The sequence below is a fragment of the Alcaligenes sp. 1735tsa3 genome, from assembly GCF_024134565.1.
In the GTDB taxonomy this organism is placed as follows: Bacteria; Pseudomonadota; Gammaproteobacteria; order Burkholderiales; family Burkholderiaceae_B; genus Alcaligenes; species Alcaligenes phenolicus.
In genome coordinates, this window is the sequence record NZ_CP099862.1 from 238937 (window position 1) to 254706 (window position 15770).

Here is a 15770-nt window from a genome sequence, read left to right on the forward strand (position 1 = left end):
GGTTTTTGTAATGACACCAACAACAAGTGCGCCGCCTGTCCCTTCGCGCGGTGGGGTCAGCCCCAGCAAAGTATGGTGCCCGCGCGGGCACTGGAACTTGCTGGAGGAGTTCTTGCTGGAACGCTTCCCCCATGTCAGCCCCGAGATTCTGTTGGACAGGCTGGCACGAGGCGACATTCTGGATCAGGACGGGGTGCCGCAACATTTTGGTTCGCCTTATCAGCCCGATCGTTGGTTATGGTACTTCCGCATGGTGGAAAACGAAGCGGTCGTCCCTTTCGATATGCCCGTTCTATACGCGGATGAGCGTCTGATTGCTGTGGACAAGCCGCACTTTCTGGCTACAACGCCGGGCGGTCGCTACTTGTACGAAACCGCGCTGACTCGTCTGCGGCGGGACTTCGGAGAGGATGGCATCAGCCCCATTCATAGGTTGGACAGGGAAACGGCGGGTATCTTGCTGTTTTGTCGTGATCCTGCGGCTCGCGGGGCCTACCAGTCCCTGTTTCAGCAGGGCGGGATCGAGAAAGAATATGAAGCGGTCGCGCCGTTTCAGGAAAAGCTGGCAAATGGGCTGCTGTACAGCAGCTGCATGAAAGAAGTGCCCGGCAAGTTTGTCATGTGTGAGGTTGAGGGCGAGGCCAATAGCAGCACCGAAATTATTTGCGAACGCCACTGGCAGGATGAGCAGGGTCAGGAGCTGGCCTTGTATCGCCTGCGTCCCAAAAGTGGCCGCAAGCACCAGTTACGCGTGCATTTGAGCAGCCTGGGGGCACCTATTATCAATGATGTGTTCTACCCTGAGCTTTTGCCGGAGCGTGACGCGGACGATTTCAGCCAGCCCTTGCAGTTGCTGGCTCGGCACATTGCCTTTGTGGACCCCATAACGGGTGAGCAAAGACGCCTCAGCAGTCAGCGGCAGCTGGAATTGGCTTGAGCCTATTGGCATTGCGCTTGAGTACGCTATTGTCGAACAGCCACAGCCACAGCCACAGCCAGCCTTGCCGCCCCTGGCCGTTACTTAGCCAGCGTGTCCAAGGGACGACAGCGAAAGCCCGAACCTTAATAGTCGCGGAAAGCCGCCTCTATCTCATCGTGCTCCAGTTGAGCAGCCAGACACAGCATTAATAAAATTCGGGCCTTTTGAGCAGGCAAGTAATGCGCGGCAATGGTGTTGTGATCCTGGTCATACGCACTGTCTGTCACAGGTCCTGCATGGATGCGAGAAGCCCGCACACACACCACGCCTAGTCGGTGTGCCCGGCTGACACCTTCCAAGGCTCCGGGGGTCAGGCTGCCGTTGCCAGTCGCCGCCACCACAATGCCTTGCACACCGCTTTGTGCGGCGTGGCGGTACAGTTCGGCCAAAGTATCGGGGTGATCGTAAAAAATCTGCACTTTAGGAAGGCTGTGCAAAGAGCGCACATCGAACAGGCTGCTGTGCGTATGGGGCAGCAGCGTACGCATCATGAAGCGCGGCTGCCCGCCTGCAACCAGACCCAAGGGGCCGGCATCGGGTGAACCGAAGGCGCTGGTCTGAGTGGTGTGTTGTTTGCTCAGGAAACGGGCGCTGTGTATCTGGTCGTTTAGCAGTACCAGTACACCTTGATCCTGTGCCAGCGAAGAGCAGGCTACTTGCACGGCCTGATACAGATTCAGTGGACCGTCGGCACTCAAGGCCGAAGCCGGGCGCATGGCCGCGACCATGACCACAGGCTTGTCGGTTTTCAGGGTCAGGTGCAGGAAAAAAGCGCTTTCTTCCAGCGTATCGGTGCCGTGGGTAATGACCGCGCCGTTGATGTCCGGTCGTGCGAGCAGAGCATTGAGCTTGTGGGACAGCTCCAGCAGCATCAGCGAGCCCATGGCCCGGCTGTCCACGTTGAAAATCTGATGGCATTCCAGATCGGCCAGCTCGGTGATACCGGGCACGGCTTGCAATAGCGTTTCTACGCCCTGGGTGATGTCGTAGTCCGTCAGACCAAGATTGGATTGGGTTGTGGCGGCAATGGTGCCGCCGGTGCCTACCAGGGCCAGTTTGGGGCGAGTCGGCATGTGAGGGTGCTCCGCGTCCAGTTGTTGCGCTAGGGGGTGCGGAGAGCCTGGGGTGGCGCCGGTTTAACGGCGCACTTTCAACCAGCGCTCGACCAGGTGCACCACCGATAGCAGGGTAAAGTTGATCAGCAGGTACAGCAGACCCGCAATAACAAAGGTCTCGATGATGGCGTAGTTCTGGTTCATCAAGCGTTTGGCATGGCCGGTCAGGTCCATGACGGCAATGGTCGAGGCCAGACTGGTGCCTTTGATGGCCAGCACAATTTCATTGCTGTATGCGGGCAAGGCCTGGCGAATCGCCAAAGGAAACGCCACGCGACGAAAGCGCATCCAGGCGGACATGCCGATGGATTTGGCGGCCTCGATCTGGCCCACTGGCACAGCCTGAAAACCGCCCCGGAAGACTTCACTGACGTAGGCGCCACTGTTCAGGCCAATGGCCAGAATCGCGCAGCGCATGCCGTCGCTGAACAGCCACCACAACGTGGGTGAGTCCTTTACAAAACTCAGGGTGCCAACACCGTAGTACAGCAGGAACAACTGCACCAGCAATGGGGTGCCACGAAATACCGTGCTGTAGCTAAAGGCAAAGCTGCGCAAAATGCGGCTATGGGACTGGCGCATCAGGGCCAGTGACAGGCCGATGAACAGCGACAGCACAATGCCCCACAGACCGATATAGACGCTCATGCCGAACCCCTTGAACAGGGTTTCAACGGTGGTATTGAATAATTCCAGATCAATCATGCCTGGGCTCTCATGCCTTTGCCGGTATAGCGTTCGGCCAGCAAAAACAGGGCCTGACTACAGGCACCAATCAGAAAATAAAGCACGCCTGCAATCAGGTACATGGCCATGGGTTCGCGCGTGTTGGCGGCTCCCAGGGTCGCGGCCCGCATGATCTCGACCAGACCCACCAGGGAGATCAGAGCCGTGTCTTTCAGTGCGGTTTGCCAGACGTTATTGGCGCCGGGCAGGGCGTACCAGAACATTTGCGGCAGGATAATGCGGCGCAGGCGCTGCCAGGGGGACATGCCAATGGCTTTGGCGGCCTCGATCTGGCCTTCGGGAATGGCTTGCAAGGCACCGCGAAACACCTCCACGCTGTACGAGCCTGCAATCAGGCCAATGGCCAAAATGCCGACCAGTGCGGGGAACCAGCGCGTCATCACATCTTCCATGCGCATGAAATCGGCCAGATCGGAGACGACTTGGACCGAGCCAAAAAACAGCAGGTAGATGATGAGCAGCTCGGGGATACTGCGAACAACCGTGGTGTACAGGCTAACGGGGCCACGCAGCCAGCGTGGCCCGTTGGTCTTGATGCTGGCTCCTGTAATCCCAATGACTACGCCCAGGGCCATGCCCAAAACGGAGATCAGCAAGGTCATTGCTGCTCCGCGAAGGAACATCCAGCCCCAGCCTTCGCGCAGCACATTAAAAATGGTCTCTAGCATCAAGTGGTACTTCTCGACTTATTTCTTGCAGATCTCGTAGTTGGCGATGTCGATGTCAAACCACTTTTCGCTGGCGGTCTTGACGGTGCCATCGTCGATCAGCTTGCACAGGGCAGCGTCAACCTTGGCTTTCAGTTCTGCATTGTCTTTGTGAATACCGACGGCAATGCCATAACCCAGAGTTTCAGGGTCGGAAGAGCCTTTGATGACCAGCTTGGACAGTGCAAAGTTGTCCTCGCCGACTTTATGCAGGAACTTGGACTGGGAGGTCAGGTCGGCAAAGGTGCCGTTCAGACGACCGGCGTCCAGATCGATTTGCATCTGGTCCAGGGTCTCGTAGTTCTTGACGGTGGTCTTGGGGGCTTTTTTGGACAGGAAAGCGCCGTGAGTGGTGCCACCTTGAACGCCAATGGTTTTGCCAGCCAGACCATCAAAAATAGCTTGTTCGTTGTCGGCACCGACCAGTTCACTGTTCTTGGGCAGAACGAAAATGGCGTCTTCAACGGCGTAAGGAATACTGAAATTCACGCGCTTGGCACGCTCGGGGGTGTAGGACATACCCGAGATGATCAGGTCAAAGCGTTTGGCATCCAGCGAAGGAATCAGGCTGTCAAAGGCTTGCACCATGAATTTGCAATCGCTGTTCAGCTCCTTGCACAGGGCAGCGCCCACGTCGGCGTCAAAGCCGGTGACTTTACCGGCTGCGTCCACCATGCTCCATGGTGGGTAACCGCCTTCGGTACCGATTTTCAGGGTGTCTGCCATTGCAGCCTGGGAGCCCAACAGGGCCAGGCTGGCACAGATCAGGGTCTTGCTGAGGAAACTCATGGTCTGGCTCTCCTTTGTGGATAGGCTGGTCAGAGCCGTATTGGCCCTGCTGGTTTTCCAGCCGGTGTCGTATTCACGAAGCGATGATCTTACTGCATTGGTTGTAGAAACTGCTGTAGACGCTCGGATTGTGGCCTATCGAACAGATCTTTGGGATGGCCACGTTCTTCAATCAGGCCGTTGTGCATGAAAATGGTCTCGGAAGAGACGTCACGCGCAAAATTCATTTCGTGGGTGACCAGGATCATGGTGCGGCCTTCCTGGGCCAGTTGGCGAATCACGCGCAGTACTTCGCCCACCATTTCCGGGTCCAGCGCCGAAGTCGGTTCGTCAAACAGCAAGACATCCGGGTCCATGGCCAGGGCACGGGCAATGGCCACGCGCTGCTGCTGACCACCGGACAGTTCGGCCGGGTAGGCATCGCATTTGTTGCTCAGGCCCACCTTGCCCAGCAGTTCGCGGGCGTATTCAGCCGCTTCACGGGCCGGGCGGCCTTTGACATGGATGGGGCCTTCGGTGACGTTTTGCAGCACCGTGCGGTGCGACCACAGATTGAAGTTCTGAAACACCATCCCCAAGCGGGCGCGGACTTGTTCCAGCAGGCGCGGATTGTCTGTCTGGCAAATGCCCTTGCGATTGCGATGGCTGCGCAAAATGTCATTGCCGATCTGGATTTCGCCCTGATCGGGGACGACCAGATGGTTAATGCAGCGCAGCAGGGTACTCTTGCCCGAGCCGGAAGCTCCAATAATGGAGAGCACATCGCCCTTGTGAGCTTGCAGGGAAATACCCTTGAGCACCTCGTTGGTGCCAAAGCGTTTGTGGATGTCGCGTACCTGGACCGCCGCGTTCAGGTCATTGTTATTCACAGCAACGTCCTTGCGGTCAAAGAGAAAGGGGGTAAGGGTTTCATACGGGTGTCATATCCTGGATGCCCCGATTCTACCGCTTTCCCCCTGTTTTTTTTGCACAAGCGCTGTATTTTGCTCATAAAAAGCGGCATAAACCGGGTACGCCGCCTTATGACCTTATGGATACAGGCCGCGTACCTGACGAGATTCCAGAATGCGGGCGCAACCCACGATAAAGGCAGCCGTACGCAAGGTGACGTTGTGCTCTTTGGCAACCGCCGCCACCGTGGTGTAGGCCGAGCGCATCATCATTTCCAGACGGTTGTTGATCTCGTCCTCGGTCCAGAAGAAGCTGGAGAAGTCCTGGACCCATTCGAAGTAGGACACGGTCACGCCACCGGCGTTGGCTACCACGTCCGGAACAATGATCACGCCCTTGTCGTTCAGGATGTCGTCGGCTTCCGGGGTGGTGGGGCCGTTGGCGCCTTCGATCACAATGCGGGCGCGGATGCGGTCGGCATTGTTCTTGTTGATCTGGCCTTCCAGCGCGGCCGGGATCAGCAGATCGGTTTCGATATGCCAGAAGTCTTCGTTGGAAATGGCCTCGGCATTGGGCGCTCCGGCCAGACCTTTGTGCTGCTCCATGTGGTTCAGCAAGGCCAGTACGTCCAGACCATTGGGGTTGTACACCGTGCCGGTGTGATCCTGTACGGCCAGCACCTTGGCACCGGCTTCCTGGAACAGGCGGGCAGCGGTGCCACCCACGTTACCGAAGCCTTGCACAATGACGCGGGCGCCATTCAGGTCGATACCGGCGTCGCGGGCCGCTTCACAACCCACGGTATACACGCCGCGGCCAGTGGCTTCCACACGGCCCAGGCTACCGCCCAGGGAGACAGGCTTGCCGGTGACCACGCCGGTGCTGGTGCCACCGACATTCATGGAGTAGGTGTCCATCATCCAGGCCATGGTCTGGGCGTTGGTGTTCACGTCCGGGGCTGGAATGTCCTTGTTGGGGCCAATAATCACACCGATTTCGCTGGTGTAGCGGCGGGTGATGCGCTCCAGTTCGGCCTGGGAGTGGTTGCGCGGGTCAATACGAATACCGCCCTTGGCACCGCCAAATGGCAGGTTCACGGCAGCCGATTTGATCGACATCCAGGCAGCCAGAGCCATCACTTCGGACAGGGTGACATCCTGGTGGTAGCGCACGCCGCCCTTGCCTGGGCCACGGGAAGTATTGTGCTGAACGCGGTAGCCCTCGAAGTGGGCCACGGTGCCGTTATCCAGTTCAATGGGTACGTCGACAATCAGCGTGCGCTTGGGGCGCTTGAGTGTTTCAACCCATCGGGACAGTTTGCCCAGATACGGAGTGACTCGCTCCACTTGTTCGAGATAAATACCCCACGGGCCGACGTCGTCGGCGTTCAGGTATGACGGCAAAGCATGGGTGGGACGATCTGTCATGAGCTCCTCGATAAGGTTGGGGAAACGGGATACGAGTACACAGTGAAGACGTGTGATTGCGCACAGACGCAGAACTTGGCAAACACGCTGTGGATGGGCTTAGCGGTGGCCGTGTGCAACAGTTATGCTATCGGAAATGGCCGCTGTTGTGTTTGCAGCGTTTGCGATGGTTTTATCTGGGTGCGTGTGCATTGATGGCTTCTTCTGACTCTTCCCTTTCTGGTCGCTTGGCGCAATTGCGCCAACGTATCGAACAGGCTTGCTTGCAGGCCGGCCGCCCTGCGGATGCGGTGGCTCTTTTACCGGTAAGCAAAACCTTTCCTGTGCCCGTGCTGGCTCAAGCTCTGGATTTGGGCCTGTCGCGAATGGGCGAGAACAAGGTTCAGGAGATTCGAGACAAGCAGGCAGAGCTGGCCGATCGCGCGGTGCAGTGGGTGATGATAGGCCATCTGCAGAGCAATAAGGCCAAAGATATTGCACGCTTAGCCAGCGAAGTACAGTCTTTGGACCGTTTGTCCCTGGCTCAGGCCCTGGATCGACACCTGCAACACGAGCAGCGTAGCTTGGACGTGCTGATCCAGGTCAAGACCTCGCCCGAGCCCAGCAAATTTGGTTTGGCACCTGAAGAACTGCCCGCTTTCATGCAGTCCCTGCGTTCGCTCGATACCTTGAAGGTCCGCGGTCTGATGACCATGGCCGTCAATAGCGATGACCCCCAGGCAGTTCGCGCCTGCTTTGCCAGCCTGCGCCAGTGGCGCGATCGTCTGGTGGAGTTGGGCCATGAACAGGTACAAGGCCTGTCCATGGGCATGAGCGGTGACTTTGAGCTGGCGATTCAGGAAGGTTCCACTGAAGTGCGAGTGGGTTCGGCCCTGTTTGGCGCACGCGATTACAGCTAATCGATATCCGCATCGTTACTAATGCCCTGTGCAGGGCTGTCCGCGCATAATGTCTCTGCGCATCCCGGACGGGATGCTTAAAACTTAAAAAAATAGCGCCAAAAGCGCTGTCTACACGCATGGAGGAGACATCATGCATTGGAAGAACTTTGGAGCCGGTGTGCTGTTGCTAAGCGCCAGCCTGACAGGAACGGCCTTGGCAGCAGACTGGCCCCAGTCTGCCGTCACCTGGGTAGTCCCTTATCCTGCAGGCGGCGGTTCAGATGTGATTGCCCGGCTGGTCGCCAAGCAGCTGGAAAGCAGCCTGGGCCAGACCTTGATTGTGGAAAACAAACCGGGGGCCGCCACCATTATTGGCGCAACCTACGTCAGCAATGCCAAGCCCGATGGCTATACCGTAGGCACGGCTGATTCAGGCACGCTGGCCTTTAACTCCTCTTTGTACAGCAAGCTGCAATACGACCCGGCTGCCTTCACCTATGTGGGCGGTCTGGCCCGCTTCCCCCTGATGCTGGCAGTGCCACAGGAGTCGCCCTATAAAACCGTGGCCGATCTGCTGGAAGCAGCGCGTAAACAGCCTGAAAAGCTGACGTCCTCGTCCGCTGGCAGTGGCTCTCCACACCATTTGGCTCTGGAGATGTTCAAGCAGCGCACGGACACCAAGATCGTGCACGTTCCTTACAAGGGAGCCGCACCCGCCATTCAGGATTTGCTGGGCGGCCAGGTGGATATGTCCTTTGTGGATTCCGCCGCAGCGCTATCCAACATCAAGGCCGGCAAACTGCGAGTGCTGGCGGTTGCCACGCCTGAGCGCAGTAGTCTGTTGCCTGATGTGCCAACCATGGCCGAAGCGGGTATTGCCGACTTCTACGCCTATGCCTGGCAAGGTTTGGTGGGCCCACCCAAGATGGACGAAGGCGCCCGTCAACGCTTGAGCCAGGACTTGATGCAGGCCCTGAAAACGCCCGAGCTGGACCAGCGTATTCGCGAGATGGGGGTGGAACCCATGCCCATGACGCCCGATGAATTCCAGGCTTACGCCCAGCGTGAACGCGCTGAATGGGCCACGGTTATCGAGCGTGCGGGCATCCGTATGGATTGACCTTGATGCGGCCCACAGTGGCCGCATAATCAGGCGGCATATTCATCGCCGTAACGTTTCAGGCCGTCCAGGTCCAGCACCTGGACGCCACCATACTTGATCAACAACAGCCCTTCGTTTTCCAGTTGGCGCAGGGCCTGATTGGCTCGTTGGCGCGACACACGCGCCAGGTAGCCGATCTCTTCCTGGGTAATGTCCAGGCGCAGACCTTTTCCGGGGTAGAGCAGCGGGTTGAATAGCTCTGCCAGACAGCGTGCCACGCGGGCATCGGGGGTAGACAGGCTGTTGTATTCCGCCTTGCCGATAAATTGCGCCACACGTTCATTGAGCTGATGCAGGAGGTAGCGGTTGAAAGCAATGCTCTGGTCCAGCAAATCGTTAAAACTGTGTACGGGCAAGCGGGCCACCTGGCTGTCGCGCAAGGCGACCACATCGTATTTGCGCTCTTCGTTTTTCAGCAAGGAGCCTTCGCCTATCCAGCCACCGGCAGGTACCCCGGTCATGGAGGCGATCTTGCCTTCGGAATTTCCCACCGACACTTTGAGCAAACCCGAGAGCACGCCAATCCACGCGGTGGCGCGTTCTCCCTTGCGTTCGACGATGGCCCCGGCCTCGTATGCGGTGATCAGTGTGTCGCGGCGGACACGCTCTTGCAGCTCGGGTGTCAACAAGCGAAACCAGGCGGCTCGCTCCGATAAAGCATCTACAACATGCATGAGGATTAACCCTCGATAAAGGTCGAATGTCATGTCCGTGACAATCTTCGGGACGGGCAGCCGATAACTTGATTATTAACAGGCTGCAAATAGCTTGAGGGCATAACATCTGCCTTCTGCCGCAATCATAAGCAGCCTCCTGGACCATAACAAGCCGGGAAAATTCGGAGGAGACATGGTTGTGCGGATGGATAAAGAGCAGGTAGCGGGTTTACCCGGCACCTTCCCAGCCTGGATAGAACACCATGCCCAGGTGCGCGGCAACAAAGTTGCCATGCGCGAAAAAGACCTGGGAATCTGGCAGACCTGGACGTGGCAGGAGCTGGCCGAACAGGCCGAGCAACTGGCTGCGGGCCTGGCCGGGCTGGGTGTCAAAGACGGTCAGCACGTCGCGGTGATCGGTGAAAACCGCCCGCGCCTGTACCTGGCCATGATGGCGGCGCAAATGCTGGGCGCTGTGCCCGTGCCTTTGTATCAGGATGCGGTAGCCCAGGAAATGCTGCACGTATTGCTGGATGCCAGCATACGCGTGGCCGTGGTCGAGGACCAGGAGCAGGTCGACAAGCTGCTGGAAGTCTGGGATCAGTGTCCCGATCTGGATGCACTGATTTATGACGACCCACGCGGTCTGCGCAATTATCAGCAAGAGCAGCTGCAATACATCGAGCAGGTCATGGAGCAGGGCCGCCTGCAATTGGCGCGGGATCCGGACTGTGTGCGACGTATCTGGAAGGCTATTACGCCTGACCATGCTGCCGCCATGTTCTACACCTCCGGCACCACCGGCAAGCCCAAGGGTGTGGTGCTGACTCACGGCGCTCTGGTGGATCGTGGCCTGGCCATTCAGGAACTGGAATCGCTGACCGATGCCGAGGAAGTGCTGGCTTATCTGCCTCCCGCCTGGATCGGGCAGAACATGTTTTCCTACACGCAGTTCCTGGTCACGGGCTTTACGGTGAATCACCCTGAGTCACCCGAAACCGTGTCCATCGACCTGCATGATATTGGCCCGACCTATTACTTTGCGCCTCCCCGCGTGCTGGAAGGCTTGCTCACGCAAGTGACTATCCGCATGGAGGATGCCGGTGCCCTGAAGCGCGCCTTGTACAAGCGTTTCATGTCTCTGGCGCACCGTGTGGGTGTGAAGATTCTGGACAAGCGCCCCGGCGTGGGGATGTGGGATCGCCTGTGCTATGGCCTGGGCAATATCCTGATCTACGGCCCCTTGCGTAATGCCTTGGGCATGAGCCGCGTGCGTGTGGCCTATACCGCTGGTGAAGCCATCGGACCCGATCTGTTCGACTTTTACCGTTCCATTGGCATCAACCTGAAGCAGCTCTATGGCGCTACCGAGACCTCGGTATTCGTCTGCGTCCAGGAAGACGGCCATGTGCGTGCCGACACCGTAGGCCCACCTGTGAAAGGCGTGGAAATCCGCGTGGCCGATAACGGTGAAATTCAGGTGCGCAGCCCCGGCCTGTTCAAGGAGTACTACCGCAACCCCGAGTCCACCGCCGAGTCCTTTACCGAGGACGGCTGGTACCACACGGGTGATGCCGGTTATCTGGACACCGATGGTCAGTTAAAGATCATCGACCGTGCCAAGGACGTGGGCAAACTGGCCGATGGCTCCTTGTTTGCACCCAAGTACATCGAGAACAAGCTCAAGTTTTTCCCCTTCATCAAGGAAGCCGTGGCTTTTGGCGATGGTCAGGAGGAAGTGTGTGCCTTTATCAATATTGATCTGGAAGCCGTGGGTAACTGGGCCGAACGTCGCAACCTGCCCTATGCCGGTTACACCGATCTGGCCGGCAAACCCGAGGTCTATGCCCTGATTCGGGATTGTGTGGCGCAGGTCAATGCTGATCTGGCTAACGACCCCAAGCTGGCCGGATCGCGCATCAGCGCCTTCCTGATTCTGCACAAAGAGCTGGACCCCGATGACGATGAACTGACCCGTACCCGCAAAGTACGTCGCGGCTTTATCGCGCAAAAGTACAAGGTTCTGGTCGACGCCCTGTTCAATGGCCTGGACAGGCAGTTTGTGGAGACAGAAGTGAAGTTTGAGGATGGGCGCAGCGGTCGCATTTCGGCAGACCTGCACATTGAGCGCATGACAGACGCAGCAGCAAGGAGCGCATGATGAGTGAGGCGCAAATGCCGGGCCGTCGCATTGGCCCAGTGGTACTGGATTTGAAGAATATTTCGCTGTCCTTTGGTGGTGTGAAAGCGCTGACCGACATCTCGTTCAACATCCGTGAGCACGAGATCCGCTCCATCATCGGCCCGAACGGCGCAGGCAAAAGCTCCATGCTGAACGTCATCAATGGCGTGTATGCACCACAACAAGGCGAGATTGTCTTGCGTGACCAGAGTTATGCCCGCATGAACTCGCGTCACACCGCCGAGCAGGGCATTGCCCGCACCTTTCAGAACCTGGCTCTGTTCAAGGGCATGAGTGTGCTGGACAACATCATGACCGGCCGCAATCTGCACATGAAAAGCGGGGTGTTTGCCCAGGCTTTCCGACTGGGCGGTGCCGAGCGTGAAGAGATTCGCAACCGTGAATATGTGGAAGGCATCATCGACTTTCTGGAAATCCAGGCCTACCGCAAAACGCCGGTAGGACGCTTGCCTTACGGCCTGCAAAAGCGGGTTGACCTGGGGCGGGCACTGGCGATGCAACCGAGCATTCTGCTACTGGATGAGCCCATGGCGGGCATGAACATCGAAGAAAAGCAGGATATGTGCCGTTTCATTCTGGATGTGAACGAAGAGTACGGCACCACGATTGTTTTGATTGAACACGATATGGGTGTGGTCATGGATATTTCGGACCGTGTGGTGGTCCTGGACTATGGCAAGAAAATTGGTGACGGAGTACCGGACGAAGTACGACAAAATCCGGACGTCATCCGCGCCTATCTTGGCGCTGGCCATTGAGGGGAACGGACATGGCATTTTTTCTTGAAACTTTGCTGGGCGGCCTGATGAGCGGGATGTTGTACGCCCTGGTCGCGCTGGGCTTTGTGCTGATCTTCAAAGCATCGGGTGTCTTTAACTTTGCACAGGGCGCCATGGTGCTGGTGGCCGCGCTGGCCATGGCCCGTCTGTCCCAGTGGATTCCGCAGTTGCTGGGCATGGAGCCGGGCATCCTGGGCAATGTGCTGGCTTTCATTGTCTCGGCCATCTTGATGTTTGTGCTGGCCGTCGTCATTGAGCGCTGGGTGCTGCGCTATCTGGTGAATCAGGAAGGCACAACCTTGCTGATGGCCACGATCGGTATCAGCTATCTGCTCGACGGTCTGGGTCAGATCGTGTTTGGCAGCTCCGTGTATTCCATTGATGTGGGCATGCCCAAAGACCCGGCTTTCATTCTGGAGTCCATGTTTGAAGGCGGCGTGCTGGTCAGCCTGGAAGACCTGAGCTCGGCCGTGGTTGCAGCCTTGCTGGTTGTGGCCCTGGCCATCTTCTTCCAATACACCAGCGTGGGCCGTGCCCTGCGTGCGGTGGCGGACGATCATCAGGCAGCGCAATCCATTGGTATTCCCTTGAACCGTATCTGGGTGGTGGTCTGGACCGTAGCCGGTTTGGTGGCTCTGGTTGCCGGCATTATCTGGGGCTCCAAATACGGGGTGCAGTTCACCTTGTCGACCGCAGCGCTGCGCGCCTTGCCGGTGGTGATTCTGGGTGGTCTGACCTCGGTGCCCGGCGCTATTGTGGGTGGCCTGATTATTGGTGTGGGCGAGAAGGTGTCCGAGGTGTACCTGGGCCCTTATGTAGGTGGCGGCATCGAGATCTGGTTTGCTTATGTGCTGGCCCTGGTGTTCTTGCTGTTCCGACCACAAGGTCTGTTCGGCGAGAAGATTATTGATCGCGTCTGAGGTGGAGTCGATATGATTTACCGCGAAAATGGTCAGTTCAAAAGCAGCTATCGGGCTGACCAGCAGATTTTTCCCATCCGCCAGGATCGCTATGTGGTGTTGGGCTTGTTGCTGGTGGCATTCCTGCTGGTGCCAGCCATGGCATCCAACTACTTCCTGCAAGCTATTCTGATCCCCTTTCTGATCCTGTCTTTGGCAGCGATTGGCCTGAACATTCTGGTGGGCTATTGCGGCCAGATTTCCATCGGTTCGGGGGCTTTCATGGCTGTGGGTGCGTATGCCGCCTGGAACTTTGGTGTCCGTATTCCGGAGCTGCCACTGGTCCTGCAGATCCTGCTGGGCGGCGTGTTCGCCACCTTGGTAGGCGTGGCCTTTGGTATCCCCAGCTTGCGTATCCGTGGCTTGTACCTGGCCGTCACGACCTTGGCCGCACAGTTCTTTGTGGATTGGGCTTTCCTGCGTATTGCCTTCTTCACGAACTACTCGCCTTCGGGCAACGTGTCGGTGCCTGCCTTGAGCGCCTTTGGCTTGCCGGTTCAAACCCCCATGCAGAAGTACCTGTTCGTGCTGATCTTCGTGGTGGTGTTTGCTCTGCTGGCCAAGAACCTGGTGCGTGGTGCGATTGGCCGCCAATGGATGGCTATTCGTGACATGGACGTGGCCGCAGAAGTGATTGGTATTCGTCCGGTCTACGCCAAGCTCACCGCCTTTGCCGTCAGCTCTTTCATCATCGGTGTGGCCGGTGCCTTGTGGGCCTTTGTGCACCTGGGTTCCTGGGAGCCGCTGGCCTTTGACCTGAACCGCTCCTTGCAGTTGCTGTTCATCGTCATCATCGGTGGTCTGGGCTCGATCGTAGGCAGCTTTTTCGGTGCCGCGTTCATGGTCCTGCTGCCCGTGTTCCTGACCAACGTGCCGCACTGGTTTGGTGTGTCTATTGGCGTGGATACCGCCTCGCATATTGAACACATGGTGTTCGGTGCCCTGATCGTATTTTTCTTGATTGTGGAGCCACACGGTTTGGCTCGACTCTGGAGTATTGGTAAGGAAAAGCTGCGCTTGTGGCCCTTCCCCCATTAACAGCAGGTAGGCAGTTCATTACAACAACAGCCCCGCCAATCGGGACGGGGTACTTAGACAAATGGTACTTATCGGAGGACCAGGAGATGACAACACGACTGAAACGCGCTGTGCTCGGTTTGAGTGCTTGCGCTGCAATGCTGACCATGAGTACAGCCGCTGTAGCAGCCGAGGAACAGTACATTCCCTTGCTGACCTACCGCACCGGCTCCTTCGCCCCACTGGGTATTCCATGGGCGGATGGCAAGCTGGACTATCTGGCTCTGGTCAATGAACGTGACGGCGGTGTGAATGGCGTCAAGCTGGTATACGAAGAGTGTGAAACGGCGTACGCCACCGACCGTGGCGTAGAGTGCTACGAGCGCATGAAAGGCAAGAACGGGGGGGCGTCTGGTTTTGACACCCAGTCCACGGGCATTACGTTCGCGCTGACCGACAAGGCCTTTGTGGATGGCGTGACCATTGAGACCATGGGCTACGGCCTGTCGCATTCGGCTAACGGTGCGGTATTCGAGTGGAACTTCCCGCTGCTGGGTACCTACTGGACTGCGGCTGACGTCATGATCCAGGACATCGCCAAGCAAGTGGGCGAGGACAAGCTGAAGGACCAGCGCATTGCCCTGGTTTATCACGACTCGCCGTACGGCAAGGAGCCTATCGCCCTGTTGCAAGCACGCGCCAAGGAACAAGGCTTCAAGCTGGATCTGTACCCGGTGACCGCCCCTGGCGTGGAACAGAAATCCACCTGGCTGCAAGTGCGCAAGAACCGTCCTGACTTCGTCCTGCTGTGGAGCGCCGGGATCATGACGCCTACCGCCATCCGTGAAGCTCAGGCTGTGGGTTACCCACGCGACAAGATCTACGGCATCTGGTGGGCAGCTTCCGAGAGCGATGTGGTCGATCTGGGCCAGACCGCCAAGGGCTACAAGGGCATCACCATTCACAACAGTGCCGGAGACGGTCCAGTGCATGACGCTGTGCGCGAGATGCACGCCAAAGGCAAAGGCGCTGAAAACGGTGACAAGTACGTCGGCACGCTGGCTCACACTCGCGGCATGATGATCTCCATGATGCAGGTTGAGGCTATCCGCACCGCACAAGAGAAGTTCGGCAAAGGTCAGCACATGACTCCCGAGCAAGTGCGCTGGGGCTTCGAGAACCTGAATCTGGACGAAGCACGCCTGAAAGAGCTGGGCTTTGAAGGCATCATGCGTCCCGTCAAAACCTCGTGCAACAACCACATGGGTGATGACTGGGCCCGTATTGTGCAGTGGGACGGCAGCAAGTTCGACGTCGTGTCCGACTGGTATCAGTCCGACAAGAAGTTTGTCGATCCTTTAGTCAAGGAAATGTCGGCTAAATACGCCGCCGAGAAGAAAATTACGCCTCGCACCTGCGAAGGCTAAACCCAGGCGCCCAGGGTTCGCCCTGGGCACT

Annotated in this window: 15 protein-coding genes; 8 read left to right on the top strand and 7 right to left on the bottom strand. The window is 57.8% G+C overall.

What is annotated here, in order from left to right:
- Positions 1-10: 10 nt before the first annotated feature.
- On the top strand, positions 11-937 hold the full coding sequence (locus tag NIZ92_RS01055; protein WP_251196987.1) for a pseudouridine synthase: 927 nt from the start codon (positions 11-13) through the stop codon (positions 935-937).
- 125 nt (positions 938-1062) lie between these two features.
- Here NIZ92_RS01055 and NIZ92_RS01060 read toward each other — a convergent pair whose 3' ends face one another.
- The 6 genes from NIZ92_RS01060 to NIZ92_RS01085 all read right to left on the bottom strand — a co-directional run bounded on the left by NIZ92_RS01060 (position 1063) and on the right by NIZ92_RS01085 (position 6655).
- Positions 1063-2052: an asparaginase gene (locus tag NIZ92_RS01060; RefSeq protein ID WP_009460155.1), complete on the bottom strand. Its 990-nt coding sequence runs from the start codon at positions 2050-2052 to the stop codon at positions 1063-1065.
- Between the two features lie 63 nt (positions 2053-2115).
- Complete coding sequence (locus tag NIZ92_RS01065; RefSeq protein WP_021447100.1) at positions 2116-2799, bottom strand: ABC transporter permease; 684 nt, start codon at positions 2797-2799, stop codon at positions 2116-2118.
- Complete coding sequence (locus tag NIZ92_RS01070) at positions 2796-3509, bottom strand: ABC transporter permease (RefSeq protein WP_009460152.1); 714 nt, start codon at positions 3507-3509, stop codon at positions 2796-2798. The genes NIZ92_RS01065 and NIZ92_RS01070 overlap by 4 nt, the downstream gene beginning before the upstream one ends.
- Positions 3510-3527: 18 nt before the next feature.
- Positions 3528-4337 carry a transporter substrate-binding domain-containing protein gene (locus tag NIZ92_RS01075; RefSeq protein ID WP_254002556.1) on the bottom strand — a complete coding sequence of 270 codons (810 nt, stop codon included), beginning with the start codon at positions 4335-4337 and terminating at the stop codon, positions 3528-3530.
- Between the two features lie 89 nt (positions 4338-4426).
- On the bottom strand, positions 4427-5206 hold the full coding sequence (locus tag NIZ92_RS01080; protein WP_009460150.1) for an ABC transporter ATP-binding protein: 780 nt from the start codon (positions 5204-5206) through the stop codon (positions 4427-4429).
- A 159-nt stretch (positions 5207-5365) separates the two neighbouring features.
- Positions 5366-6655: a Glu/Leu/Phe/Val dehydrogenase gene (locus NIZ92_RS01085; protein WP_035268560.1), complete on the bottom strand. Its 1290-nt coding sequence runs from the start codon at positions 6653-6655 to the stop codon at positions 5366-5368.
- Between the two features lie 194 nt (positions 6656-6849).
- On the opposite strand from NIZ92_RS01085, the gene NIZ92_RS01090 reads away from it, so the two are divergent.
- Complete coding sequence (locus NIZ92_RS01090; RefSeq protein ID WP_170978573.1) at positions 6850-7554, top strand: YggS family pyridoxal phosphate-dependent enzyme; 705 nt, start codon at positions 6850-6852, stop codon at positions 7552-7554.
- 133 nt (positions 7555-7687) lie between these two features.
- The gene (locus NIZ92_RS01095) at positions 7688-8656 is read left to right on the top strand and encodes a tripartite tricarboxylate transporter substrate binding protein (RefSeq protein ID WP_009460137.1); all 969 of its coding nucleotides are present in this window, start codon (positions 7688-7690) and stop codon (positions 8654-8656) included.
- A gap of 29 nt (positions 8657-8685) precedes the next feature.
- Here NIZ92_RS01095 and NIZ92_RS01100 read toward each other — a convergent pair whose 3' ends face one another.
- Positions 8686-9372, bottom strand: coding sequence for a Crp/Fnr family transcriptional regulator (locus NIZ92_RS01100; protein ID WP_009460136.1), 687 nt, complete (start codon positions 9370-9372; stop codon positions 8686-8688).
- Between the two features lie 175 nt (positions 9373-9547).
- Between NIZ92_RS01100 and NIZ92_RS01105 the strand changes: the two genes are divergently transcribed.
- The 5 genes from NIZ92_RS01105 to NIZ92_RS01125 all read left to right on the top strand — a co-directional run bounded on the left by NIZ92_RS01105 (position 9548) and on the right by NIZ92_RS01125 (position 15739).
- The gene (locus NIZ92_RS01105; RefSeq protein ID WP_052159208.1) at positions 9548-11515 is read left to right on the top strand and encodes a long-chain fatty acid--CoA ligase; all 1968 of its coding nucleotides are present in this window, start codon (positions 9548-9550) and stop codon (positions 11513-11515) included.
- A gap of 14 nt (positions 11516-11529) precedes the next feature.
- The gene (locus NIZ92_RS01110; RefSeq protein ID WP_009460135.1) at positions 11530-12315 is read left to right on the top strand and encodes an ABC transporter ATP-binding protein; all 786 of its coding nucleotides are present in this window, start codon (positions 11530-11532) and stop codon (positions 12313-12315) included.
- Between the two features lie 11 nt (positions 12316-12326).
- Entirely contained in the window at positions 12327-13256 is a 930-nt protein-coding gene (locus tag NIZ92_RS01115) for a branched-chain amino acid ABC transporter permease (protein ID WP_009460134.1), read from the top strand.
- A gap of 12 nt (positions 13257-13268) precedes the next feature.
- On the top strand, positions 13269-14333 hold the full coding sequence (locus NIZ92_RS01120) for a branched-chain amino acid ABC transporter permease (protein ID WP_009460133.1): 1065 nt from the start codon (positions 13269-13271) through the stop codon (positions 14331-14333).
- 86 nt (positions 14334-14419) lie between these two features.
- Positions 14420-15739 carry an ABC transporter substrate-binding protein gene (locus NIZ92_RS01125; protein WP_031232792.1) on the top strand — a complete coding sequence of 440 codons (1320 nt, stop codon included), beginning with the start codon at positions 14420-14422 and terminating at the stop codon, positions 15737-15739.
- The last annotated feature ends 31 nt before the right edge of the window (positions 15740-15770 follow it).

Bases quoted from the DNA above. Each gene is read 5' to 3' on its own strand.
- NIZ92_RS01055 (WP_251196987.1), top strand. From the start codon at position 11: ATGACACCAACAACAAGTGCGCCGCCTGTCCCTTCGCGCGGTGGGGTC.
- NIZ92_RS01060 (WP_009460155.1), bottom strand. From the start codon at position 2,052: ATGCCGACTCGCCCCAAACTGGCCCTGGTAGGCACCGGCGGCACCATT.
- NIZ92_RS01065 (WP_021447100.1), bottom strand. From the start codon at position 2,799: ATGATTGATCTGGAATTATTCAATACCACCGTTGAAACCCTGTTCAAG.
- NIZ92_RS01070 (WP_009460152.1), bottom strand. From the start codon at position 3,509: ATGCTAGAGACCATTTTTAATGTGCTGCGCGAAGGCTGGGGCTGGATG.
- NIZ92_RS01075 (WP_254002556.1), bottom strand. From the start codon at position 4,337: ATGAGTTTCCTCAGCAAGACCCTGATCTGTGCCAGCCTGGCCCTGTTG.
- NIZ92_RS01085 (WP_035268560.1), bottom strand. From the start codon at position 6,655: ATGACAGATCGTCCCACCCATGCTTTGCCGTCATACCTGAACGCCGAC.
- NIZ92_RS01090 (WP_170978573.1), top strand. From the start codon at position 6,850: ATGGCTTCTTCTGACTCTTCCCTTTCTGGTCGCTTGGCGCAATTGCGC.
- NIZ92_RS01095 (WP_009460137.1), top strand. From the start codon at position 7,688: ATGCATTGGAAGAACTTTGGAGCCGGTGTGCTGTTGCTAAGCGCCAGC.
- NIZ92_RS01100 (WP_009460136.1), bottom strand. From the start codon at position 9,372: ATGCATGTTGTAGATGCTTTATCGGAGCGAGCCGCCTGGTTTCGCTTG.
- NIZ92_RS01105 (WP_052159208.1), top strand. From the start codon at position 9,548: ATGGTTGTGCGGATGGATAAAGAGCAGGTAGCGGGTTTACCCGGCACC.
- NIZ92_RS01110 (WP_009460135.1), top strand. From the start codon at position 11,530: ATGCCGGGCCGTCGCATTGGCCCAGTGGTACTGGATTTGAAGAATATT.
- NIZ92_RS01115 (WP_009460134.1), top strand. From the start codon at position 12,327: ATGGCATTTTTTCTTGAAACTTTGCTGGGCGGCCTGATGAGCGGGATG.
- NIZ92_RS01120 (WP_009460133.1), top strand. From the start codon at position 13,269: ATGATTTACCGCGAAAATGGTCAGTTCAAAAGCAGCTATCGGGCTGAC.
- NIZ92_RS01125 (WP_031232792.1), top strand. From the start codon at position 14,420: ATGACAACACGACTGAAACGCGCTGTGCTCGGTTTGAGTGCTTGCGCT.